At 35.4% G+C, this 22,265-nt stretch carries 23 protein-coding genes, 1 tRNA gene and 1 other RNA gene; 17 read left to right on the forward strand and 8 right to left on the reverse strand.

Features of this window, described 5'->3' with window-relative positions:
* Positions 1–202: 202 nt before the first annotated feature.
* The 4 genes from trxA to DKG80_RS00020 all read right to left on the reverse strand — a co-directional run bounded on the left by trxA (position 203) and on the right by DKG80_RS00020 (position 4,166).
* A complete protein-coding gene (gene trxA / locus DKG80_RS00005) occupies positions 203–526 on the reverse strand; it encodes a thioredoxin (protein ID WP_109829237.1) in 324 nt (107 codons plus the stop codon).
* Between the two features lie 135 nt (positions 527–661).
* Positions 662–2,161 carry a carboxypeptidase-like regulatory domain-containing protein gene (locus DKG80_RS00010; protein WP_109829238.1) on the reverse strand — a complete coding sequence of 500 codons (1,500 nt, stop codon included), beginning with the start codon at positions 2,159–2,161 and terminating at the stop codon, positions 662–664.
* A 22-nt stretch (positions 2,162–2,183) separates the two neighbouring features.
* Positions 2,184–3,164, reverse strand: a complete 981-nt coding sequence (locus DKG80_RS00015; RefSeq protein WP_109829239.1) for an NAD(P)-dependent alcohol dehydrogenase — start codon at positions 3,162–3,164, stop codon at positions 2,184–2,186.
* Between the two features lie 129 nt (positions 3,165–3,293).
* The gene (locus tag DKG80_RS00020) at positions 3,294–4,166 is read right to left on the reverse strand and encodes a sigma-70 family RNA polymerase sigma factor (RefSeq protein WP_109829240.1); all 873 of its coding nucleotides are present in this window, start codon (positions 4,164–4,166) and stop codon (positions 3,294–3,296) included.
* Between the two features lie 316 nt (positions 4,167–4,482).
* On the opposite strand from DKG80_RS00020, the gene DKG80_RS00025 reads away from it, so the two are divergent.
* Positions 4,483–4,938 carry a CBS domain-containing protein gene (locus DKG80_RS00025; protein WP_162555586.1) on the forward strand — a complete coding sequence of 152 codons (456 nt, stop codon included), beginning with the start codon at positions 4,483–4,485 and terminating at the stop codon, positions 4,936–4,938.
* Here DKG80_RS00025 and ruvC read toward each other — a convergent pair whose 3' ends face one another.
* On the reverse strand, positions 4,939–5,490 hold the full coding sequence (ruvC, locus tag DKG80_RS00030) for a crossover junction endodeoxyribonuclease RuvC (protein WP_245906959.1): 552 nt from the start codon (positions 5,488–5,490) through the stop codon (positions 4,939–4,941).
* Positions 5,491–5,493: 3 nt separating this feature from the next.
* Between ruvC and DKG80_RS00035 the strand changes: the two genes are divergently transcribed.
* The 15 genes from DKG80_RS00035 (at position 5,494) to DKG80_RS00105 (ending at position 18,412) form a co-directional block, all read left to right on the forward strand.
* Complete coding sequence (locus DKG80_RS00035) at positions 5,494–6,465, forward strand: lysylphosphatidylglycerol synthase domain-containing protein (protein ID WP_109829243.1); 972 nt, start codon at positions 5,494–5,496, stop codon at positions 6,463–6,465.
* A complete protein-coding gene (locus DKG80_RS00040; RefSeq protein WP_109829244.1) occupies positions 6,465–7,556 on the forward strand; it encodes a glycosyltransferase in 1,092 nt (363 codons plus the stop codon). Before DKG80_RS00035 ends, DKG80_RS00040 begins: the two co-directional genes overlap by 1 nt.
* Before the next feature lie 11 nt (positions 7,557–7,567).
* Positions 7,568–7,819: a hypothetical protein gene (locus DKG80_RS00045; protein ID WP_162555588.1), complete on the forward strand. Its 252-nt coding sequence runs from the start codon at positions 7,568–7,570 to the stop codon at positions 7,817–7,819.
* The gene (locus tag DKG80_RS00050) at positions 7,816–9,027 is read left to right on the forward strand and encodes a PP2C family protein-serine/threonine phosphatase (RefSeq protein WP_109829246.1); all 1,212 of its coding nucleotides are present in this window, start codon (positions 7,816–7,818) and stop codon (positions 9,025–9,027) included. Before DKG80_RS00045 ends, DKG80_RS00050 begins: the two co-directional genes overlap by 4 nt.
* Positions 9,027–9,653 carry a polysaccharide deacetylase family protein gene (locus tag DKG80_RS00055; RefSeq protein ID WP_109829247.1) on the forward strand — a complete coding sequence of 209 codons (627 nt, stop codon included), beginning with the start codon at positions 9,027–9,029 and terminating at the stop codon, positions 9,651–9,653. Before DKG80_RS00050 ends, DKG80_RS00055 begins: the two co-directional genes overlap by 1 nt.
* A 26-nt stretch (positions 9,654–9,679) precedes the next feature.
* Complete coding sequence (locus tag DKG80_RS00060; RefSeq protein WP_162555589.1) at positions 9,680–10,723, forward strand: glycosyltransferase; 1,044 nt, start codon at positions 9,680–9,682, stop codon at positions 10,721–10,723.
* Positions 10,689–11,489 (forward strand): TatD family hydrolase, encoded by an 801-nt coding sequence (locus DKG80_RS00065; protein ID WP_245906934.1) that lies wholly within the window; start codon positions 10,689–10,691, stop codon positions 11,487–11,489. The genes DKG80_RS00060 and DKG80_RS00065 overlap by 35 nt, the downstream gene beginning before the upstream one ends.
* A 157-nt stretch (positions 11,490–11,646) precedes the next feature.
* Positions 11,647–11,734, forward strand: a tRNA-Ser gene (locus tag DKG80_RS00070).
* 74 nt (positions 11,735–11,808) lie between these two features.
* Positions 11,809–12,648 carry a MotA/TolQ/ExbB proton channel family protein gene (locus DKG80_RS00075; protein WP_109829249.1) on the forward strand — a complete coding sequence of 280 codons (840 nt, stop codon included), beginning with the start codon at positions 11,809–11,811 and terminating at the stop codon, positions 12,646–12,648.
* A gap of 27 nt (positions 12,649–12,675) precedes the next feature.
* Complete coding sequence (locus DKG80_RS00080; RefSeq protein ID WP_109829250.1) at positions 12,676–12,999, forward strand: hypothetical protein; 324 nt, start codon at positions 12,676–12,678, stop codon at positions 12,997–12,999.
* A 1-nt stretch (position 13,000) separates the two neighbouring features.
* On the forward strand, positions 13,001–13,642 hold the full coding sequence (locus DKG80_RS00085; RefSeq protein WP_109829251.1) for an ExbD/TolR family protein: 642 nt from the start codon (positions 13,001–13,003) through the stop codon (positions 13,640–13,642).
* A gap of 1 nt (position 13,643) precedes the next feature.
* Positions 13,644–14,102, forward strand: coding sequence for an ExbD/TolR family protein (locus DKG80_RS00090; RefSeq protein ID WP_109829252.1), 459 nt, complete (start codon positions 13,644–13,646; stop codon positions 14,100–14,102).
* Positions 14,103–14,164: 62 nt separating this feature from the next.
* Complete coding sequence (locus tag DKG80_RS00095; protein ID WP_245906935.1) at positions 14,165–15,454, forward strand: MFS transporter; 1,290 nt, start codon at positions 14,165–14,167, stop codon at positions 15,452–15,454.
* Complete coding sequence (locus tag DKG80_RS00100; protein WP_109829253.1) at positions 15,454–15,897, forward strand: type I restriction enzyme HsdR N-terminal domain-containing protein; 444 nt, start codon at positions 15,454–15,456, stop codon at positions 15,895–15,897. The genes DKG80_RS00095 and DKG80_RS00100 overlap by 1 nt, the downstream gene beginning before the upstream one ends.
* Before the next feature lie 163 nt (positions 15,898–16,060).
* Positions 16,061–18,412 carry an alpha-ketoacid dehydrogenase subunit alpha/beta gene (locus DKG80_RS00105; RefSeq protein WP_109830167.1) on the forward strand — a complete coding sequence of 784 codons (2,352 nt, stop codon included), beginning with the start codon at positions 16,061–16,063 and terminating at the stop codon, positions 18,410–18,412.
* Here DKG80_RS00105 and DKG80_RS00110 read toward each other — a convergent pair.
* Positions 18,407–19,273: a hypothetical protein gene (locus tag DKG80_RS00110; protein WP_109829254.1), complete on the reverse strand. Its 867-nt coding sequence runs from the start codon at positions 19,271–19,273 to the stop codon at positions 18,407–18,409. The genes DKG80_RS00105 and DKG80_RS00110 overlap by 6 nt on opposite strands.
* Positions 19,274–19,321: 48 nt before the next feature.
* Here DKG80_RS00110 and DKG80_RS00115 point away from each other — a divergent pair, with 48 nt between their 5' ends.
* A complete protein-coding gene (locus DKG80_RS00115; protein WP_109830168.1) occupies positions 19,322–20,308 on the forward strand; it encodes a long-chain-fatty-acid--protein ligase in 987 nt (328 codons plus the stop codon).
* A gap of 255 nt (positions 20,309–20,563) precedes the next feature.
* On the opposite strand, the gene DKG80_RS00120 is transcribed toward DKG80_RS00115, so the two are convergent.
* Positions 20,564–21,727, reverse strand: coding sequence for a sigma-54-dependent transcriptional regulator (locus DKG80_RS00120; protein ID WP_109829255.1), 1,164 nt, complete (start codon positions 21,725–21,727; stop codon positions 20,564–20,566).
* Between the two features lie 12 nt (positions 21,728–21,739).
* Positions 21,740–22,138: RNase P RNA component class A (gene rnpB, locus DKG80_RS00125), an RNA gene on the reverse strand.
* Positions 22,139–22,265 lie beyond the last annotated feature (127 nt).

Raw genomic sequence — 22,265 nt, forward strand, 5'->3', positions numbered from 1 at the left:
CCCCGAGCATAAAACCGATAACAGACGCTAAGCACCCACAGTTGTTGCCGTAGAGCACGTAGAAAAAATTTTTCTCTAATAGAAAACAGCTTAGATCATCAGTTATTTAGGTAATCTATGCATTGGTGTGAAGAGACTTTCAGAAAAAAAACCATTCCGAGACATCGGAATGGCTTAATATTTTTAATTACAATTATCTTAATTATGCAAGCTGAGCGTCCAATTTACCTGCTAATACTCCTTTAGGAACTGCGCCAACTTGCTTATCTACTACCTCTCCATTTTTGAATACCAATAAAGTAGGGATGCTTCTTACACCGAACTTAGCAGAAACTTCAGGGTTAGAATCTACATCAACTTTACCCACTACAGCCTTGCCTTCATAATCCAGCGCTAATTCTTCTACAACTGGTCCGATCATCTTACATGGTCCACACCATTCTGCCCAGAAGTCAACCAATACAGGTTGGTCTGATTTTAAGATTTCGTCAAAGTTACCGTCGGTGATTTCTAATGCTTTACCCATTGTATTGAAATTTTTTGTTGTTATCTGTCAGTAAAACGCAAATATAGATTTTTTTGTTCACGCTAGTTTATCGGTTTTTCTTATGGTTAAATAGAAATTGGTGATAAGCATTCATTTATGAAGTTTAATCAATGACTATTTACTTCGCTTGTACTCTTTTAGTTCTGAACTAGGTGTGAGAACAGTTCCTTCTGACCAGATATCTGGTGAGTAGCTAAAGTGGCGTTTAAAAAGCACATGCTTCCTGTGTTGAGTAGATTCAAATTTCTCCGAAGTGATAAGCGATCGTTCTTGAACTAAAAACTCCCAGTTAGTCTCTGGTTCAAACTCAAGTTCGAGTCTAGCTTTGATTTGGTTTAAACTTTTATCAAATAAGAACCTTTTTCTTTTTTTGGTGATGGAAATAGGTCTATCCAGTCCAACATATTCTTTATAATTGAGAGATGCATATTTGAAATAATAGCCTCCATCTTCTCCCTTTTCAAATATTACTGTTGCGGTCTCATTCTTCATAGCATGATTAACTCCAAGAAGGTTAATTTTTTCAGATTGCTTTCCCTTAGCGTATTTGTAGGAAATTTGAAGTATGGCAAATGTTTCTGTTGATACATAAACTGTGCCTTCAAATATTCCACTTTTTTTAGGGATAAAACTGATTTGATATACAATGTCATCTCCCATAATAGTAGCTCGATCTAGTTTGTAATTATACTTGTTAGGACTATTAATCATTTCCCAGTTATCACCTTTTAAGGTGCTATTATCTAGAAGAAGCTTACTAATGTCAATAGTTAAGAATTTACTTCTCAATACGTATGAATCAGGGTTTTCGTCTTGAAGTTTCCAAGTATCATCACCTATTCCATTTTTGCCGTACTTAAAAGCTAGCAGTCCAGATCTGATTTGGTAATATTCTTCGGAGCTTTTATTAGTTGTTTTGATATCATTCAAAAAATCTTCCATAATTGGCTCAAGCTCATCGTATAACTTTTCCATTGAACCTTCTTCAAGAGAGATACCGTTTTTAACTAAAAGTTTAAAATCATCGTCACGTCTGTAGAGGTCAGATTGAGCCTCAATGAATTCCGTCATAGGGTCAGGAATTTTATCAAAAATCGTTTTGACATTTTCTTCATCTAATCCTATAAAATCTGACTCTTTTACAGTCATTTTATTTTTATCTGTAAATGGAGTTTGTTCAAACTTGTGAAAGAAGAATTTCATCTTTTGGGTTGGGTTAGGGTAATTCTTATCGTAATTATCTTTTACCTCTTCAATTATTTCTTTAGCAGAAAGTTCTTTGTCTGCTGATACTATAATTTCCTCCAAGCTGACTGCTGCAGCTGATAGTTTTACATTTGGATTGTTAATCAGTGTTTTTGGAGTGAAGTTTTGACTTTGATAGCCTATATAGCTGATCGAAATGATGTCACTATTGGATAGTTTAGAAATGTCAATCAAGAAATCTCCGTCTATATTGGTTACAGTTCCTTTACCAGTTCCTTTGACTGAAATACTTGCAAACGGTAAGGGTTCGTTAGTAAGGCTGTCCATTACAGAACCCCCAATAGATTGAGCTGATATATTAGAATAAATAAAGGTTAGTGAAGTGAGAGTAAATATTAGATTTTTCATAGAAAGCAGTTACTGCCCAAAGTTAATCATCGTTTACTTCTATGACTACTTTTCCTTTGGCTCTAGAAGTTTCCAAGTACTTTATTGCCTCAGCAGTATCTTCTAAAGTATAAACTCTATCAATAATAGGTCTAATTTTTTCTTGCTCTATGAGATCGGCTAAAAATTGAAGGTCGGAAGTATTGGTTTCTGCAGTTTTAACTATTAGTCTTTTTCCATCTTCTATTGACTTTCTCATACTAGCAAACATTACTGGAAAAGTTATCCTAAAATTTTGAAATCCAACTTGAACTCCACTACCATTGTTTTTCAGTAGATCCGTGAAGTTTTTGACTTTAAGATTGCCTACATTGTCCATCACATAGTCGAATGACTTATTTATTTCATGAATGTTTGTTTGTGAATAATTGATTGTATGGTCAGCGCCAACAGCCTTAACCAAGCTTTGGTTTTGCTCACTGCAGACAGCAGTTACTTCCGTATTCATAGCTTTGGCTATCTGTATAGCAAATGTGCCTACTCCTCCTGATGATCCGTTAATTAGTATTTGTTTTTCTGCTTTTAAGCGTAAATGATCTCGTAGAAATTGTAAAGCTGTGATACCAGCAACTGGTAATGAGGCAGCTTCTATGTGGCTAATTGATTTTGGTTTTAAGGCAAGTAATGATGGTGTAGTAATAACATATTCAGCACATGATCCACAGCCAGAAGGCATAGTGTCTCCAAAGACTTCATCTCCTACTTTAAGGGCTGTTACTTTAGAACCTACTTTTTCAATAATTCCAGAAACATCTGCTCCCAAAACAAAATTCTTAGGTTTCAATATTCCCCATGTAAATCTTACAAAATATGGAGCTCCTCTCATCAAACGCCAATCCAAAGGATTGACAGAAGCTGCTTTGACTTTTACAAGTACTTCATTTGGTTTGATTGGGCGAATAGAAAGATCTTCTAACTTGAGAACTACAGGTGTTCCATACTCACGGAAAGTAATGGCTTTCATGATTTTTGATGTTTGGTTGTCAATTAGATGGATATGTTTATTAGTCTATTACATGTATTTTAAAAAACTCAGGGTATAAAAAAAGAGACCGACTTTCGAAGATCTCTTTTGTTTGAATTTTTCTATTGATCAAGTTGCGCAGAACTCTTTCAATCTTTGGTTTTTTGAAGGCTCTCTTAATTTTTGTAAAGCCTTTTCTCTTATCTGTCTTACTCTTTCACGAGTAAGTCCCATGATATCTCCAATTTCCTCCAAAGTGTACGGATTGTCAGAACCAATACCAAAACTCATTTTAACAACTTCTCTTTCTCTTGCCGTTAAAGTTGATAAAGCTCTTATCGTCTCTACTTTTAAAGAATCATTAAATACCATCTGACCGTCAGTAGGTCTAGAAGTTTTGTTTTCTAATACATCAAGAAGTGAACCAGATTCGTCTTCACCAAAAGGAGCGTCCATAGACATTTGCTTTACCTCAGCACCTAAAGTGTTTCTTACCTCACTAGGTTTCATGTCCAAAATATCAGCTAATTCTTCTTCAGTAGGCTCTCTTTCGAATTTTTGCTCTAGCTCAGCATAAGCTCTTCTAATTTGATTGATTGCACCAGACTTGTTCATTGGAAGTCTAACAATACGAGACTGCTCGGCTAATGCTTGCATAATTGATTGACGAATCCACCATACCGCATATGATATGAATTTAAATCCTTTGGTTTCATCAAATTTCTTTGCTGCTTTAATCAAACCTAGATTTCCTTCGTTGATCAAATCATTCAAGGGCAATGATCTATTTTGATATTGCTTAGCTACAGATACAACGAATCTAAGGTTAGACTTTACTAATTTTTCGAGTGCAAGATCATCTCCTTGTTTGATACGCTGTGCTAATTCTACCTCTTCATCAGGTGTGATCATCGGCACGCTACTAACTTCAGTGAAATACTTTTCGAGGGTATGACTCTCTCTTCTGTTAGTTATGGATTGCGTGATCTTTAACTGTCTCATATGTTGTTGTCCATGTTTTGTTTACGATAAAACTTACCGTCTTACGAGTAGGGGGAACGATAAGCTTGCAAATTTATAGTTTAATACGTTGTAAGTCAATTAAAAGATGACTAATCAACCTTTAAAAATTTCACAACTATACATTTGTCATCTATAGTCCTATGACTCAAATTGACCTAATTCATCAATCTACTCAATGTAACGCAATATTCCTATTAATTATTATTTAAAACGAGTTCTCATTGCAAAAGCCCTGAAAATCAAGTATTATACTAAGTGATTCGATTTAAAAAATTAAACCCCAAACACCATGGTAATGAATTTTAAAGGTGCCAAAATTGAGCATGATGATACAGTAGAATATGAGTCTATTGCTGCTTACATGGCCAAAGCTAAAGACCTAATTACTTTTAAACCAGACATGGAAATTGCTCAGGCAATAGATATTATGTTAGAAAAGAGGATTTCTGGTGGACCAGTTCTCAATGAAAAACGGGAGTTGGTAGGTATGCTTTCGGAAAAGGACTGTCTCAAAATTTTGGTTCAGTCATCTTATCACAATATTCCGAGTGGTAAGGGTAAAGTTCAAGACTATATGTCTAGTAATGTGCGTACGTTGGACATCAATACCAATGTGGTTGACTGTGCTAATGAGTTTTTAGGTACTTATTACAGAAGGTTTCCAGTGACTGAAAATGGTATTCTTAAAGGTCAAATAAGTCGAAGAGATATTATGAAAGCGGCAAAAAATATTAAGTCTGCTACATGGTAATCATTTAATTCGCCCGGGGTTTTCGGCGATAAATGATTTCCATGATTTTGCACTCATCTGTAAAGCACCTGCTTGATAATGATGAGTCAGTGCGACTGCAAGTGCATCTGTGGCATCCAGTAATTTGGGTGCCTCTTTTATTTTGAGTTGGGAAATTAGCATTGCTGCTACTTGTTCTTTGGAGGCATTACCATTTCCAGTTACAGACATTTTAACCTTTTTAGGAGCATATTCTGTAATAGGAATTCCACGGGTCAGAGCAGCTGCCATTGCTACTCCTTGTGCTCGGCCTAGTTTTAACATTGATTGAACGTTTTTACCATAGAAAGGGGCTTCTAGCGCAACATCATCCGGTCCAAATTCTTCTATTATTGAACTAATTCTTTCAAAAATCTTTTTAAGTTTTAATTCATGTGATGAGTATTTTGACAAGTGGATGACGCCAAATTGTAAAAGGCTAATATTACTTCCCTTCACAAGTATAACTCCATATCCCATGACAGTAGTTCCCGGATCAATTCCTAAAATAATTTTTTCTTTGACGTTTTGCATCATATGTGTAGCGTTGCAATTTACAGAAATAAAAGTTCTACCCATTTGTACTCGCAATCCACCATTAATAAGTTTCATGTTCCTTATTTACTTAAAATTTGGCTTTGGTCGATAATTTCTTTGTCGGTTCTAGCAATGGTATTTTGGAAGGTTTTTGAAAGGTACAGGATCGATGCAGCTCAGCTTATCATCGAAGAATTAGACGTTTTACCATTAGTAACAACTGTAGTTCTGCTATCTATGAATTATAGTTTGGAAGCTGTAAAATGGAACCTTTTAACATACTCAATAGAGAGAGTTTCTTTTCTTAGGAGTTTAAGAACAATATTAATTGGTCAAGCTTTGAATATGATTATTCCACTTGCGTTTGGAGATTTTTATGCTCGATATCGACAATTTAAAGAATGTAAATCTCAAAGTTTAGGAGCAATCATGGTGAATCGTATCACCTTAACCATCCCGACATTTATTTTTGGGACAGTAGCCGTTCTATATTGGATGCGACTGACTCTAGAAGGTATAGAATTATTGTGGTGTATAGCAATTTCCACAGTAGGAGTTATTATTTTGTTTTTAACCATTCGACTTGTAAAGCCATTGTTTCTACAAAAATACGCTAGCGCTATTATGGATATTAAGTTGAGTTTGTTGTTCAAGGTTCAAGGGTTAGCTTTGGCGAGGTACATTGTTTTTACTATTCAATACCTTTTAGTCTTTCAGGCATTGAGGTTTGAGTTGACTTATATAGAAATGTTTTTGGGAGTAGCTTGGGTGTTTTTAATAAAAACAATTATTCCAGCGATAACACTCTTTGGGGATTTAGCTAAACGACAATTATCAGCACTAGCGTTTTTCACGTTAATTACTGATCGCGTTGACCTAGTTATTGCTACTAGCTTTCTAGTTTGGTTGATCAACATTGTTTTCCCATCATTTATTGGACTTATAATTTTACCTAGACAATTATCTCGTTAATGAATTGGCTAGCATTATCTCTGTGTGCTATATATTCTGTATTACTCTTGTTTTGCAGAAAAATTTGGAAAGGAATTCCTCATGTCAAACTTATAAATTATGATCTCAATGAACGGGTAACTGTTCTAGTTCCTGCTAGAAATGAAGAGAGTAACATACATGCTACTTTGGATTGCATTTTATCAAATGACTATCCGAAAGATTTGTTGCAAGTGATAGTAATAGATGATCATTCTGATGATGGTACTGCCGATGTTGTAAATTCTGTAGATGGAGTCGAATTATTGAAACTTGATTCTGATCGTCAAGGTAAAAAAAATGCAATCACACATGGGGTCAATAATTCTTCTGGTGATTTAATTATCTGCACTGATGCTGACACAAAGGTTTCTAATCATTGGGTTAAAATGCATGTTTTATCATTTAGAGAAGGTAATCAGCTTTCGTTTGGACCTGTAGAATATATAGGGAAATGGTCAAATATGCTGAATTTAGAACTCTATTCTTTGGTAATGTTTGGTGCTGTTTACAATGCGATTGGGAAAACAGGGATGATCAATGGGTGTAATTACTCATTTAGCAGAGCTGTTTTCAAAGAGGTAAATGCATTTGAAGGTAATCTAGATATTGCTTCAGGGGATGATGAGTTTCTTTTACGAAAAGTCCATGCTTTATACCCAAGGAAGGTAAAGTTTTTAAAAGCAAAGGAAGCCTTGGTCAAAACAATTCCAGCGGAAACGTTGAGAGGTCTTATTCATCAAAGAAGGAGATGGGCATCAAAATGGAGGTATCATGAAGATTTAGCTTCTAAAGTTTCGCCCATTGCAGTTTTCTTTTTCTATCTAATAATTTTATTAAGTCTAATACAATCTTTTTGGTCTGGAGAATGGGGTGCCTTATTTATAGCTTTAATGATAAAGATGGTTTCAGAATATCTCTTTTGTTCTGGGTATAACTCTATTGTTCAGGACCGAGTCAGCCTTTGGGGTATTTTGAAACTTGAAATTATTTACCCTTTTTATGCAGTATTTGTAGGAGTGACTTCTAATTTTGGTCGATACAGTTGGCGTGGACGAAAATTCAAAACCTAAATCTCTGGCCTATGAGTGACTTAGAATATGATGTATTGGACGAGTTATATCTCTTAAAGCATTTTAAGGATCTAATAACTGCTGTAGGACTTGAAGAAGTAGATTTGTATTCCGTATTGGATAAACTGCACAAAAAAGAATGGATAAAGTGTTTTGAAGAGCCAGATATAGAGTTGACTTATGAACAGGTGGATCTTGAAATTAAATTTCGGAAATACTTCTATCAAGCTACAAAACTAGGAATGAAGGAGCATACTGTATGAGCATACAAGAAAGCATATCATCCAATCTTAAAGAACTAGAACTTAACGCTCTCCTTGAGGTAACTGAAGCTATTAATAATAATTTACCAGAAGAGTCACTCTATAAGATTTATCACTTTACATTGCTTGCGAACTTAAAAGTGAAAAAGTTAGCACTTTATGTACTAGGCGATAAATGGGAAAAAAAAGTCTCGTTTGGGATTAAAGAAAAGGATTTAGAAAAACTGAACCTTACCTCATTTGAGAATATTTCAGGAGCGGTCAACTTGTATAATTCCAAAGCTGCTGATGTCTTTGATAATGTCATTGCAGTTCATCATAAGGATCGACTTTTAGCATTAGTGTTTGTAGGTGATGTCAGTGGTATGCGGTCTTTGGATAAGGGGAAATCATCTACGACTTTTTTGGAGGCCTTGACTAACATTATCCTTGTAGCTATTGAGAACAAGAAGTTGGCAAGGAAACAATTGGAGCAAGAAGCAATTCGAAAAGAATTGGAAATAGCACAAGAGGTTCAACAGTTTTTATTTCCAAAAGAACTTCCAAAAACGGATAAATTGATCGTTGATGCAGTTTACAGGCCACATCATAATGTTGGAGGAGATTATTATGATTACATACCAATTAATGAAGATAAATTCATGGTTTGTATTGCTGATGTTTCTGGAAAGGGGATACCCGCAGCACTAATGATGTCTAACTTTCAAGCTTCTCTGAGGACACTTGTACGTCAAACAGATGATCTTGATAAAATCGTCCGTGAGCTGAATTATCAACTTTATCGCAGTGGTAATGCAGAGATATTTATTACTTTTTTTATCATGTTATATGATCGTAATAAAAAGTCCTTAAACTATGCTAATTGTGGGCATAATCCTCAAATGCTTAGATACAAAGGAGAAATCGAATCTTTGAGTACTGGTACTACAGTTCTTGGAATGTTTGATCCATTACCATTTCTTGAGATAGGTAGAGTAGATGACTTAAGTTCATTTTGTTTGTTTTGTTACACAGATGGTTTGACAGAGACATTTGATTCCAAAAACGAGGAGTTTGGAGAAGAACGTTTATTCAATCTTCTGAACAAGCTTAAATGTTCAGATCCTGAGTATGTTAATAAAACTTTGCTTGAAGAAGCTGAATTATTTAGAGGTCAAGAACCTTACAGAGATGATTTAACATTACTTGCTGTAAAAGTCAATGAGTAGTGGCAAAACGTGTATCCGCTATATGGTCCTATATATTTCCTTCTATACTTTGGAATAAAAAAATTAAAGAAAAGAAAATACTGTATTTGACTTTTGATGATGGACCTACGCCAATGGTTACCGATTATGTGTTGAGAGAATTGGAAAGCAGAAATGCCAAAGCCACTTTTTTTGCTTTAGGTAAAAACTTAGAGACGGAAGTTAGGTTAGTGAAAGAAATATTGGGAGCAGGTCATCAATTGGCCAATCATACCTATAACCACGACTCTGGTTGGAGAGTTTCTTCTTTAAAGTTTAGCGAATCTATATCAAGAACAGATGCTTTGCTCAATAGATATTTAAAAAAAAATACTTGCAGTTTTAGACCTCCTTATGGAAAATTGACACCGTCTCAGTTTTTTAAACTGAAGAAAACTCACCAAATCATAATGTGGAATTTGATGTCTTACGATTTTGATCAATCACTTTCTCCTGAACGTTGCTTAGAATCTTTGAAGCAAAAAACTAGGTCAGGAGATATTGTTGTATTTCATGATAATTCTAAGTCATTTCATAATTTGGGGTTTGTCCTACCTAGATATTTAGACCATTGTTTATCCCAAGGATATGAGTTCAAATTACTATGATTTGGTGGGGTTGTGCTTTTATAGTTTTGATAAATCTCTTTGGACTGCTAGTAATATTTTTTTCTTCTAGAGTTAAATCAGGGGTAATCAATGATGAAGACTTTCCTTATGTTTCAATAGTTATTTCGGTTAGGAATGAGTCTGATAACATTATAGATTTATTAAACAGCTTGGGTCATTTAAAATATCCAAAAGACAAACTTGAAATATTAATAGGAGATGATCATAGTGAAGATGATACATGGAGGAAACTTAAAGAAAACTCTAAGGGAAGCAATATAAGCTTGTATCAAGCTAAAGTCGTTGATTACGGGAAGTCGAAAATGCTTGATGTATTGTGTAAAGAGGCAAAAGGTGAATGGCTGCTGTTTACAGACGCAGACGTTCGAATGCCCGAGTTTTGGGTACAATCTATGTTGAATCAGTCTGGGGATCAGTTTGCTGGTATGACTCGAATAATAGGAACTAGGTTGTTAGATTATTTTCAGAATATAGATTGGCTATTACATCAACGATTGATTGATTGGTATACAAAAATATTTGGTCCACTTACTATTTGGGGTAATAATATGGCTATTCGAAAGAAGGCTCTAGAAGAAATTGAATATTATAAAAACATTACAAATTCAATAGTAGAAGATGTTGCAGTAATGCAAAAGATTAAAGCCATCGGAAAAGTCACAATTAATAATTCTTCAGGATCATGTGTTACTTCTTTACCGTCAAGAACTATGTCCCAAGTGATTGGTCAAAGATTGCGTTGGATGAAGGGCTTTTCTATAATTGAATGGTACATTCTACCATTATGTATCGTCAAGTACCTATATCTACCTTCATTGATTTATTTACTGATAATACCTGATTCATATATATGGATTGCAGTATTAATTACTAAGGCTTTATTGGTATTTATATTGATTGAACCATATCTAGAAGGTAAAGTATTATTTAAAAAATGCCTTGCGTTGCTTTTTTTTGACTTGTATGAATTCCTAATATATTTTGTGACTTTTGTACTCTCATTGACCACCTCAAATGTGGTATGGAAAGAAAGGACCTATGGTAGATAATAATCAGTTCGTAGAAACACACGCTCATATTTATTCATCAAAGTTTAAAGAGGATATTGCAGATGTAATAGAAAGAAGTCAAGAAGCTGGAGTATCTAAAATCTACATGCCTAATGTAGATCACGAATCAATAGATGGTATGCTAGAGCTTGAGAATAAATACCCAGAATATTGCATTCCAATGATGGGTCTTCATCCATGTTCAGTTAAAAAGGATTTCGAAAAAGAACTTTATATAGTAGAAGATTGGCTTTCAAAGAGACCGTTTGTAGCAGTAGGAGAGATAGGAACAGATTTATATTGGGATAAATCTCTTTTTGAATTACAAAAAGAAGCTTTCATTATTCAATGCAACCTAGCCAATCAAAATGACATACCGGTTATTATTCATTGTCGAGAGTCTATTGATGAAACGATTGAAATTTTAGAAGGTATGGCAAATGCTCCAAAAGGAATATTTCATTGTTTTACTGGAGATGTTGAACAAGCAAAACGAATAATAGCTCTAGGGCATAAAATTGGAATAGGGGGAGTAGCCACTTTTAAAAATGGAGGTCTTGATCCAGTCTTGTTGGAGATAGACCTTGAAAATATGGTGTTGGAAACAGATTGTCCGTATTTGGCTCCAACCCCTTACAGAGGTAAAAGAAACGAGCCTGCATTTATTGAATTGGTAGCACAAAAAATTTCTGATCTGAAAAATATACCAGTCAGTGAGGTCGCGCAGTCTACCACTAATAGTGCCTTACAGATATTTAAAAGTTAGCATAAACAGGAAGAAACGTGATTAAAATCAATAAGAAAACTGCTTAAAACGGCTTAAAATCACCTTTTTGCTAGCCTATTTGAAAAAAAAGAACTCGATTTGCAATTAGATCAAAATTGTCATTTATTTGTTGCCCTAAGTGAAAATCGGGTGATTCAGAGAGGTGACCGAGTGGTTGAAGGTGCTCGCCTGGAAAGTGAGTGTGCCCCAAAAGGGTACCGGGGGTTCGAATCCCTTCCTCTCTGCAGCATAGCGATAATCATGATGACTAAGACATTATTTAACTTTTATTTGAAGATTTATTATTAAAAAGTAAACCATGAAAAGAATAGTAGTATTGTTAATGATGATGGGTGTATTCACTTTGACTCATTTTAAATCTGTAGCTCAAGATGTAGAAGCAGCTGTTGAGGGTGATTCTACAGAGATGGTAGCCGCAGATAGTGCAGATGTAGAAGAAACAGTAGTTGAAGAAGAAGTTGTTCAGGAAACAGAAGAAGAATATGTAGAGCCTGTTGCTGAGCCATCATTTCACCAAATCGTAAAAGAACAATTTATCGCAGGTGGATGGGAGTTCATGGGTATCGTATTACTTTGTTTGATTCTAGGTCTAGCTGTAGCTATTGAAAGAATCATTACATTAAACTTAGCTACTACAAATACTAAGAAATTATTGAGTAAAGTTGAGGACGCTCTTGCATCTGGTGGTGTAGAAGCTGCAAAAGATGTTTGTAGAAATACTCAAGGACCAGTTGCTTCTATTTTCGTTCAAGGTTTGATGAGAATGTCAGAAGGAATTGAAATGGTAGAGAAGTCTATTATTTCTTACGGTTCTGTTGAAATGGGTAAATTAGAAAAAGGGATGGTTTGGATTTCTCTTTTTATCTCTTTGGCTCCAATGCTTGGTTTCATGGGTACAGTAATTGGTATGATTGGTGCTTTTGATGCGATTGCTGAGGCTGGAGATGTTTCTCCTGCGTTGGTTGCTGGTGGTATCAAGGTCGCACTTTTGACTACAGTTGGTGGTTTGATAGTTGCAGTAATCCTTCAGTTGTTCTATAACTACTTGGTATCTAAAATTGACTCTTTAGTAAACTCTATGGAAGACGCTTCTATTTCTTTGATCGATATCTTGGTTAAGCAAAACGCTTCTAAATAAGATTTTTCAACTTAAAAGAAATTAGAAATGGATTCAATAGATGTAGCACTATATATTTCATATGCACTAACAATTTTGGCTGGTATAGCAGCTATTGCATTTCCGTTATTTAACTCATTCGGAGACCCTAAGTCTTTAACTAAATCAGCTGCTGGATTAGGAGCATTGTTAGTAGTCTTTGGTATCGGTTGGGCTCTTGCTGGAGCTGAAGTAACGGAATCTTACATTGAGTTTGGCGTAGATGCAGGTTTGTCGAAGTTTATCGGAGGTCTCTTGACTATGATGTATATTTTGACAGGTATTGCCATAGTTGGTATCGTATATACAGAAGTATCTAAAATTATAAAGTAATATGGCGAAAGGTAAATCAAGACCCACTGCGGAGGTAAACTCTGGGTCGATGGCTGACATCGCATTCCTACTTTTGATTTTCTTCTTGGTTACAACCACGATAGCAAATGATAAAGGGGTGTTGATGCAATTGCCACCGCCACCAGACCCTACGCAACCACCACCAGATATCACGAAGAATCAGAAGAATATTTTTAAGATTCAGGCTAATTCTCTAGATAAGTTATTGGTGGAAGAAGAGCCTTTAACTGAGGTTACCGAATTAAGAGGTATGATCAAAGATTTTATCTTGAACTTTGGAAAGCCATCAGCAGAAGGAAGAGCACTATATAACTCATTACCAGCTTCGTTAAGGAGTCATGTAAATAGTAGAGGTAGAAGACAAGATTCTTCTGATGAGCCTAAAGAGGCAATTGTTTCTTTTAAGGCGGATAGAGGTACTAGTTATGAGTTGTATGTTCAGGTTTTAGATGAGATTCATGCTGCTTACAATGAAGTGTATGGAGCTAGAATTGGGTTGAGTGCAGAGGAGTTTTTACTTCTAGATAAGCGAGACCCTGAGCAGAAAGCTATGTACAAAGCAGCTAGAGAAGGTATTCCTAAGGCTGTTTCTATTGCTGAACCAAATAAAATAGGAGGTTGATATGTCTAAGTTTAAGAAAAGTTCAGGAACTAGTCAGGAAATCCCTACTGCGGCACTTCCAGATATCATTTTTATGCTGTTGTTCTTTTTCATGGTGACTACCGTGCTTAGAGACAAAACCATAATGGTAAAACAAGAATTGCCAAAGTCTACTCAATTGAGTAAGCTGGAAAGAAAATCTTTGGTTAGTTATATATATATCGGTAAGCCAAATAAGGTTGATCAATTCGGGTCGGAACCTAAGATTCAAGTAAACGATGTGTTTGTTGAACCTAAGGATATAATTCGATTTGTGAACCAAGAGAAAGATAAACTTAGTGAAGTTGAGCGTGATCAGATTACTATGTCATTGAAAGTCGATGTTGAGGCTAAGATGGGTATAGTATCTGATGTACAAGAGGAACTTAGAGAAGCAAATGCTCGTAAAGTTCTTTATAGCTCTCTTAGGAGACTTGATTAATAATAAATCTCAAATAAATTGATAAAAGGTCTTTTCGTAATGAAAAGACCTTTTTTTGTGCTATGCAAGAATCAGCTAGAATAAAAAATGCCTGGTGTATGTATGACTGGGCTAACTCAGCCTACCTTCTGGTTATATCATCTACAATTTTTCCAATATATTATAATGGAATTACTCGTAGGGTTTTTGGAGGAGATGAGGTTACTTTTTTTGGGTTTCAAATTGAAAATACGGTATTGTATTCTTATGCTATATCCTTTTCTTTTTTAGTATCAGCAGCTTTATCTCCATTACTTTCTGGAGTAGCAGATTATGGAGGTAAAAGAAAGTTCTTCCTAAAAGTATTTACGTATTTAGGTTCTTTTTCGACATTATCTCTGTTTTGGTTTAAAGGAGATAATATTGAATTTGGGATAATAATGTCTGTTTTCGCGGCAATTGGTTACTCAGGGAGCTTAGTGTTTTACAATGCTTTTTTACCAGAGATTACTTCTGAGGAAAATTATAATATGCTTAGTGCTAAAGGTTATGCACTGGGGTACATTGGTAGTGTGCTTCTTTTATTAGCAAGCTTTATTCTTATTGAGATGTATCAAACTTTTGGTTTTGAGGAGAAAACTTCAGCTGTTCGTTTATCATTTTTATTCGTAGGAGTTTGGTGGTTAGGTTTTGCCCAATTTGCTTTTAGAAGGCTACCTGAAAATAATACCACTCATTCTAATGAAGTAGGGCTACTAAGAAAAGGAGCAAAAGAGGTCGTTAAGGTTTTTGATTCTCTAAAGCATTCAAAAGTGCTTAAGCGCTATTTGATGGCGTTCTTTTTTTATAGTATGGGAGTTCAGACTATAATGCATTTGGCTACTATTTTTGGTGAGAAAGAGTTGGGTTTGAGTGCAGCGAAGCTGATAGTTACGATTATTGTTTTACAATTAGTGGCGATTGGTGGAGCTTATTTGTTTTCTAAATTATCAAAAAGGTATAATGACGGTGTGTCAATTTTGCTAATGCTTATAATTTGGATTGGTATTTGTGTCTTTTCATACGTTGTAAAGACAGAATATGAGTTTTATGCTTTAGCGGTACTTGTAGGAATTGTTATGGGAGGTATACAATCAATGTCTAGGTCAACATATTCAAAACTAATCCCTGAAAACTCCATTGATAATACCTCTTATTTTAGTTTTTACGATGTTTTGGAAAAAAGTTCTATTGTACTTGGTACCTTTTCTTTTGGGTTTATTGAGTATATCTCTGGTTCTATGAGAAATAGTACCTTGGTATTAACAGTTTTCTTTATTGTAGGAGTGTTTCTATTAGTGCGTTCAGGAATTCATCGTAAAGCAATGGCTTGATGGAAAAATTAAATCTACCAGAATATGAACTTGTGTTAAAAGAAACTTCTGATGGAAAGGAGGTTTGGGATCCAGTTAGAAAAAAGTATTTAGTTTTAACTCCGGAAGAATGGGTAAGACAAAACTTTTTAAACTTCTTAATTAATGATTTAGGATATCCACTTTCATTAATTAGAAACGAGGGGGGACTTAAGTATAATGGCAGACAAAAACGTACAGATATTCTTGCTTACGGAAATGATGGTTTGCCATTAATATTAGTTGAGTGTAAAGCAACAACTGTTAAAATTTCAAGTGACGTATTTGAACAAGCTTCAGTTTATAATAAAGAACTTAAATCTAAATATCTCATAGTGACCAACGGATTACAGCATTTCTGTTGTGAACAAAATTTCTCCACAGGTGATGTTACTTTTCTGGAAAGTATACCGAAATATCAGTAATGTATATGGTAGCAGTCATTAATTCCATTTAGTGGGATATGCTATATTTGCATGAGCATTCCTAAATACATTTGCTTATATAAAAGTTATTATCACATTGAATACAAGTAAAACAACAAAAGCTTTGCGACTATCTAAAGACGTAGTATTGTCTGATTATAAAATGGCTTTTTTGAGCCGTGAGGTTAGTTATACCGGTCGAAAAGAAGTATTCATGGGTAAGGCTAAATTTGGAATATTTGGCGATGGTAAAGAGTTAGCTCAGATTGCTATGGCTAAAGTTTTCCAAAAAGGAGACTGGAGATCGGGATACTATAGAGATCAGACTTTTATGTTTGCTATAGGAGAAACCAAAATTCGTGAATTCTTTGCTCAGTTGTATGCTCATACAGATGTGAAATTGGAGCCTTCATCTGGGGGAAGAATGATGAACAGTCATTTTGGGACTAGGACTCTTGATGATGATGGAGAGTGGAAAAACCAAAAGGAAATGTATAATTCTGCTTCCGATGTTTCTTGCACGGCTGCTCAGATTCCAAGGTTATTAGGTTTTGCATATGCTTCCAAATTATATAGGCAAAATCCAGCTCTTCATGGAATGTCAAATTTTTCAGTGAATGGAAATGAGGTTGCTTATGGTACGATAGGTAATGGATCTACTTCAGAAGGACATTTTTACGAAATGATCAATGCTGCTGGTGTTTTACAAGTACCATTGGTGATTTCGGTGTGGGATGATGAATATGGTATTTCAGTTCCGAATAAATATCATACTACGAAAAGTAGTATTTCTAAGGTTTTAGAAGGCTTCAGACAAAATGAAGATGGAGCAGGTATTGAGATAATTGCTGTTGAAGGACATGATTATCTTGGATTGATGGAGGCATATCAAAAAGCTGATAAGCTAGCAAGAGAACAGCATATACCAGTGTTGATTCATGTATATGATCTGACTCAGCCACAAGGGCATTCAACTTCTGGGTCACATGAAAGATACAAGTCTCAAGAAAGACTTAATTGGGAAAAAGAGCATGATTGTCTTAGAAAACTAAGAGAGTGGATTCTAGAAAATGAGGTTGCTACTGATCATGAGTTAGATGCAATTGAAGAAGAGTGCAGTGCCTTCGTAAAAAAAGAAAGAACTGCTGCTTGGAATGACTATCTGGGAGATCTAAAGAAAGATATAGATGCAGGGGTAAGTATGATAGAGTCGGCTGCAGAATATAGTCGACATAAGGCAAAGCTTTTGTCAATCGCGAGAGAGCTTCGTGAAGGTTTAAACAATACAAAACTTAATGTTACCCGTGCTATAAAAAAGTCTTTGAGACTAATTAGGAATGAGAATTCTCGAAGTCGTGATATGATGATTACATGGCTTAATCAAAATCAAGAATTGCGTGATTTAGAGTATTCTTCTAAGCTATATAGTGATACAAAATATAGTGCCTTAAACGTAGAATATAAAGCTCCTGAATACTCTGCTAAATCGAAGATGGTGGATGGTAGAGAAGTAGTGCAGGCATGTTTTGATGCCGCTTTGTCTCGAGATCCGCGAATTTTTGCGATAGGAGAGGATGTTGGTAAAATCGGAGATGTAAATCAAGGGTTTGCAGGACTCCAAGAGAAGCATGGTGAGATTCGCGTAACGGATACTGGAATTCGAGAGAGTACTATCATTGGACAAGGGATAGGTTCAGCATTGAGAGGTTTAAGGCCTATTGTCGAGGTTCAGTATCTGGATTATTTAATCTATACTATTCAGACCTTATCTGATGATTTGGCATGTTTGAGATACAGAACTATGGGAGGACAATGTGCTCCTTTGATTTTGCGAACTAGAGGTCATAGGTTAGAAGGGATTTGGCATTCTGGTTCCCCTCTAGGGATGATAATTAATGCTGTTAGAGGAATTTATGTTTTAGTACCAAGAAATATGACACAAGCTGCAGGAATGTACAATACGATGCTTGAGTCTGATGATCCAGCAATATTGATCGAAAGTTTAAATGCATATCGCTTAAAGGAAAGGTTGCCAGAAAATATTGCAGAGTTCAAGATTCCGATTGGTGTTCCAGAGATTTTAAGAGAAGGTAGTGATGTGACTGTAGTGACTTATGGATCGATGTGTAGAATAGTTTTAGAAGCTGCCACTCAACTAGCTGAGATTGGGATACAGGTTGAAGTAATCGATGCGCAAACATTACTTCCTTTTGATAGACATCATGGTATAGTTCATTCAATTAGAAAAACTAATCGTTTGGTTGTTGCTGATGAGGATGTTTCTGGTGGAGCATCTGCGTATATGCTACAAAAAATAGTCGATGGGCAAGATGCATATCAGTATTTAGATGCAGCTCCTGTAGCAATATCAGCTAAAGATCATAGGCCTGCATATGGCTCTGATGGTGATTATTATTCTAAACCCAATGTAGAGAATCTTTTTGATAAGATTTATGATATGATGGTGGAGGCTGAACCAGAAATGTTCCCTCCTTTATATTCAGGAGGGCTATAAGTCATTATTGTTTTGATTTAGCAGGTCGCTTAATCTGTATTTAGGAGATTCTATAGTATTACTTTTATTAAGTGACCTATCGAAAATATAGCACTCTAGATAGAATTGTCCTTTTGCTAAGGCAAGTCCAAAACCACCCCCTACCGATTGAATTTTATAGGTTAACTGTCCTTCGAAAGCAGTACCTAATGGCTGGAACCGACTATTATAGTCGATGAGGCAACCTGTACCTGCTTCTTTCGGCCAATCCACTGGTTTGAAGACACCATCTGGATTATTATCGCTATAGAACGTAACATACATGTTATATCTAAATTCGTTTTCTACTTTTAATAGGGTGTCTAGTTTGAAGTTCGAAGGATCAGGGATATTACTTATTTGTCCTGGGGCTACAACTTGACTTAGCTCTTTATTTATATATAGTAATTCATAATCAGCACAATCATAGGAAGGGAGACTTTCTACATCTAAGGTTTTTGACTCTACACCTGTCCAGTACAATTCTGTACCATTAAATACTCTTTCAAGTCTTGTGAGTGGGTATGATGGTAGAGAATTAAAAGTGACAATGTTATTCTTTGAATCAATTACTAGGTCGTAATCATGGTATGGCGAATAAACTTCATCTTGACTTATTCCTAGATCACCGTCACCATCAGTGAATTCAATGGTAAGAATAATTTTATCGGTTTGTTGAATGCCTAATGGATTCGACTGATCCGCTTCTTCGTAAACTAATTCGGAAAACTGTATAGATGGGGTATTAGAAAAAGGTTCTGGAGCTTGACAGCTTATTAAAACAGTAATATTTAAAAAGAAAATACCAAAAACTAAAAAAGACCAAGTACTACATTTCAACACTCGCACAATTCAATTTATTTTGTCGTTCATTTCAGTATGATCACATCTATGAACGAGCTTGAGAGATTCAAAAATAAGGTTAAAGGAATTACCAATGAAAGCTTTGAAGCTCATGCTATAGAATTATTTCAGTATCAAGCCGACAATAACAGTGTTTACCGGCAATATTTAAATAATCTGAACTTCGATACCAAGTCTGTCTCTTCTCTTGAGGATATTCCTTTCCTACCTATTGAGTTTTTTAAAAATCATAACGTAGTCTGCGGTAATTGGAGTTCTGAATTTTACTTTCAAAGTAGTGGTACTACAAATAGTACTCGAAGTAAGCATCAAGTTCAAGATTTATCTTTTTACAGAGAGCATGCTCTTGATACTTTTAAAAGAGTGTTTAAAGATTTTAATAAAAATGATGTGGTATTGGCATTGTTACCTTCTTATCAAGCTCAAAGTAATTCTTCTCTAATCTGTATGGTGGATCATTTTATGGATCAAGTTAAAGAATCAGACTATTGTCTGGAAAATTTTACCTTGCTAGGTGAAAGAATAAATAGGTATTTAAATAGCGATCGCAGTGTTTATCTGTTTGGAGTAGGTTATGCCTTGTTAGATTTTGCTGAGAAGTCAACTTCTAAAATTGATGGACTTAAAATAATAGAAACGGGAGGGATGAAAGGTAGAAGAGCTGAGATGACTAAAGAAGAGTATTATAATTTACTCAAGAATAATTTAGGAGAGATAAGTATTTTGTCAGAGTATGGTATGACTGAATTGATGTCTCAGGCATATTCTTTGAAAGAGGCAAATTATACTTGTGCGCATTCTATGAAAGTACTAGTTAGAGATCCTGTAGACCCGTTTTCAAAGCCATATCATAATAAAACGGGAGTTCTGAATGTTATTGATTTAGCGAATGTTCATTCATGTGCGTTTATTGAAACCCAAGATCTTGGAAAAGTTCAAGAAAATGGTCAATTTCAAGTTTTGGGTAGACTAGACAATTCTGATCTAAGAGGTTGTAATTTGCTTGTTCAGTGAATAGGAACTTTAAGACATAAATAATAGTCTGCCTTTAGTTATGTGTTATTTTTATATATATTTAAGCTTTAATTCGAGCTGGTAATTGTTAAACAGGAGATCATGAAAGTAAAAATATTAGTCGTAGCCTTGGTTGTTTTCGCGATGAGTGCGTGTACTCAGAGAACATGTCCAACTTATGCTAAGCAAGACAATACAACTACGAAATTATCCAAATAAGATATTTGAAGAGAATTAAAAAGTAATATGCGGGTATCAACTGATATCCGCATATTTTTTTACTAGTCCATTAGTTATTTTGCCATCGCTCATAATGACTAGTCGTTCGACTACATTTCTAAGTTCTCTAATATTTCCAGTCCATTCACCTTTTTGTAGTTCCTCGACAGCATCTGCTTCTATTGAGCAAACTGCAGTTCCATGTTGATTTGCTATGTCTTCTAGAAATTTATCTACAAGTAAGGGGATGTCATTACTTCTTTCTTTCAGTAATGGGACTTTGATGATAATTACGCTCAATCGATGATATAAATCCTCTCTAAAACGTTTTTCTCTAATTTCTTCTTTTAGGTCCTTATTGGTGGCAGCCAATACTCTCACATTTACTTTTATTTCTTTTTCACCACCTACTCTGGTTATTTTGTTCTCTTGCAGAGCGCGCAAGACTTTGGCTTGAGCAGAAAGACTCATGTCTCCGATCTCGTCCAAAAACAAGGTGCCATTATTTGCCTGTTCGAATTTACCTATTCTCTGTTTGACAGCAGATGTAAAAGATCCTTTTTCATGTCCAAATAGCTCACTTTCAATTAACTCTGAAGGTATAGCCGCGCAATTGACTTCTATTAATGTACTCTTATTTCGATTGCTGAGTTTGTGAATCGCATTTGCTACTAATTCTTTTCCTGTGCCGTTCCCTCCTGTGATGAGTACTCGGGCTTCTGTCGGTGCAACCTTTTCTATTGTAGATTTGACATCATTGATAGCTTCTGTATTGCCAATTATCTCCATTGATTTGGAGACTTTTTTACGAAGGATTTTAGTTTCTTGAACTAGGTTAGATTTGTCTAGAGCATTTTTAATAGTTACCAAAAGTCTGTTTAAATCTGGTGGTTTTTGAATAAAATCAAAAGCACCTTTTTTTGTAGCATCTACGGCTGTTTCAATGTTGCCATGAGCAGATATCATAACAAACTGCGGCGTGTGATCTAGGCTTTGAGCCACTTCCAGAACTTCGATACCATCTAGTTCGGGCATTTTGATGTCACACAAAGCCAAGTCGTATTTCTCACTTTTCATTTTTAGAAGAGCTTGTTTTCCGTCTTCTGCTTCTTCTATTAGATAATTTTCGTATTCGAGAATTTCTCGTAGCGTATGTCTGATACTCTTCTCATCATCAATTATTAAAATTTTTGTAGGCATAACTTTTATTATTGTAATAACAGGTCTGTAAGCCGGGTTCTGTTATTCAAACCAATTAATATTGGATGAACTCCTATCATTTATCTAGCTCTAGATTCACATCTAGAGTCTATCAATCTACCCATTCTGCTTACCTCGATACTTTGAGGATGAAGCGAGCCACTTCTAACAGAACCTATTTGATCTTTCAACTCGCAAGGTTTACCATGCCTCTGATGTCACCACCAAAGCGGGGAGCTTTTACCTCTCCATTTCACCCTTACCCTTTGACTAGCTCAGGGCGGTATATTTTCTGTTGCACTTTCTCCTCTTGATTCATCAAGAGACTTCCCATTAGGAAGTACGATGCTCTATGTTGCCCGGACTTTCCTTCCCGAAAACAATATTCGGGACGATAGGACGACCTATGCTGTAAATTTATATAGGAATAGGCAAGTAAATGAGAGCCTTAGAAAATATCTCTACCTGTAATGTTTAACTCCCACTTGTCTGCCAATTTAGCAATTTCTTGAATGCTTCTTTTGATAGTCTCTTCACT

The organism is Reichenbachiella versicolor (genome assembly GCF_003171675.1).
Classification (GTDB): Bacteria; Bacteroidota; Bacteroidia; order Cytophagales; family Cyclobacteriaceae; genus Reichenbachiella; species Reichenbachiella versicolor.

Coding starts and splice junctions, on each gene's coding strand:
- DKG80_RS00025 (WP_162555586.1), top strand. CDS start 4,483: ATGAATTTTAAAGGTGCCAAAATTGAGCATGATGATACAGTAGAATAT.
- trxA (WP_109829237.1), bottom strand. CDS start 526: ATGGGTAAAGCATTAGAAATCACCGACGGTAACTTTGACGAAATCTTA.
- DKG80_RS00085 (WP_109829251.1), top strand. CDS start 13,001: ATGGCGAAAGGTAAATCAAGACCCACTGCGGAGGTAAACTCTGGGTCG.
- DKG80_RS00020 (WP_109829240.1), bottom strand. CDS start 4,166: ATGAGACAGTTAAAGATCACGCAATCCATAACTAACAGAAGAGAGAGT.
- DKG80_RS00050 (WP_109829246.1), top strand. CDS start 7,816: ATGAGCATACAAGAAAGCATATCATCCAATCTTAAAGAACTAGAACTT.
- DKG80_RS00100 (WP_109829253.1), top strand. CDS start 15,454: ATGGAAAAATTAAATCTACCAGAATATGAACTTGTGTTAAAAGAAACT.
- DKG80_RS00080 (WP_109829250.1), top strand. CDS start 12,676: ATGGATTCAATAGATGTAGCACTATATATTTCATATGCACTAACAATT.
- DKG80_RS00115 (WP_109830168.1), top strand. CDS start 19,322: ATGAACGAGCTTGAGAGATTCAAAAATAAGGTTAAAGGAATTACCAAT.
- DKG80_RS00035 (WP_109829243.1), top strand. CDS start 5,494: ATGTGTAGCGTTGCAATTTACAGAAATAAAAGTTCTACCCATTTGTAC.
- ruvC (WP_245906959.1), bottom strand. CDS start 5,490: ATGCAAAACGTCAAAGAAAAAATTATTTTAGGAATTGATCCGGGAACT.
- DKG80_RS00105 (WP_109830167.1), top strand. CDS start 16,061: ATGGCTTTTTTGAGCCGTGAGGTTAGTTATACCGGTCGAAAAGAAGTA.
- DKG80_RS00015 (WP_109829239.1), bottom strand. CDS start 3,164: ATGAAAGCCATTACTTTCCGTGAGTATGGAACACCTGTAGTTCTCAAG.
- DKG80_RS00010 (WP_109829238.1), bottom strand. CDS start 2,161: ATGAAAAATCTAATATTTACTCTCACTTCACTAACCTTTATTTATTCT.
- DKG80_RS00040 (WP_109829244.1), top strand. CDS start 6,465: ATGAATTGGCTAGCATTATCTCTGTGTGCTATATATTCTGTATTACTC.
- DKG80_RS00075 (WP_109829249.1), top strand. CDS start 11,809: ATGAAAAGAATAGTAGTATTGTTAATGATGATGGGTGTATTCACTTTG.
- DKG80_RS00120 (WP_109829255.1), bottom strand. CDS start 21,727: ATGCCTACAAAAATTTTAATAATTGATGATGAGAAGAGTATCAGACAT.
- DKG80_RS00090 (WP_109829252.1), top strand. CDS start 13,644: ATGTCTAAGTTTAAGAAAAGTTCAGGAACTAGTCAGGAAATCCCTACT.
- DKG80_RS00095 (WP_245906935.1), top strand. CDS start 14,165: ATGCAAGAATCAGCTAGAATAAAAAATGCCTGGTGTATGTATGACTGG.
- DKG80_RS00065 (WP_245906934.1), top strand. CDS start 10,689: ATGTGGTATGGAAAGAAAGGACCTATGGTAGATAATAATCAGTTCGTA.
- DKG80_RS00045 (WP_162555588.1), top strand. CDS start 7,568: ATGAGTGACTTAGAATATGATGTATTGGACGAGTTATATCTCTTAAAG.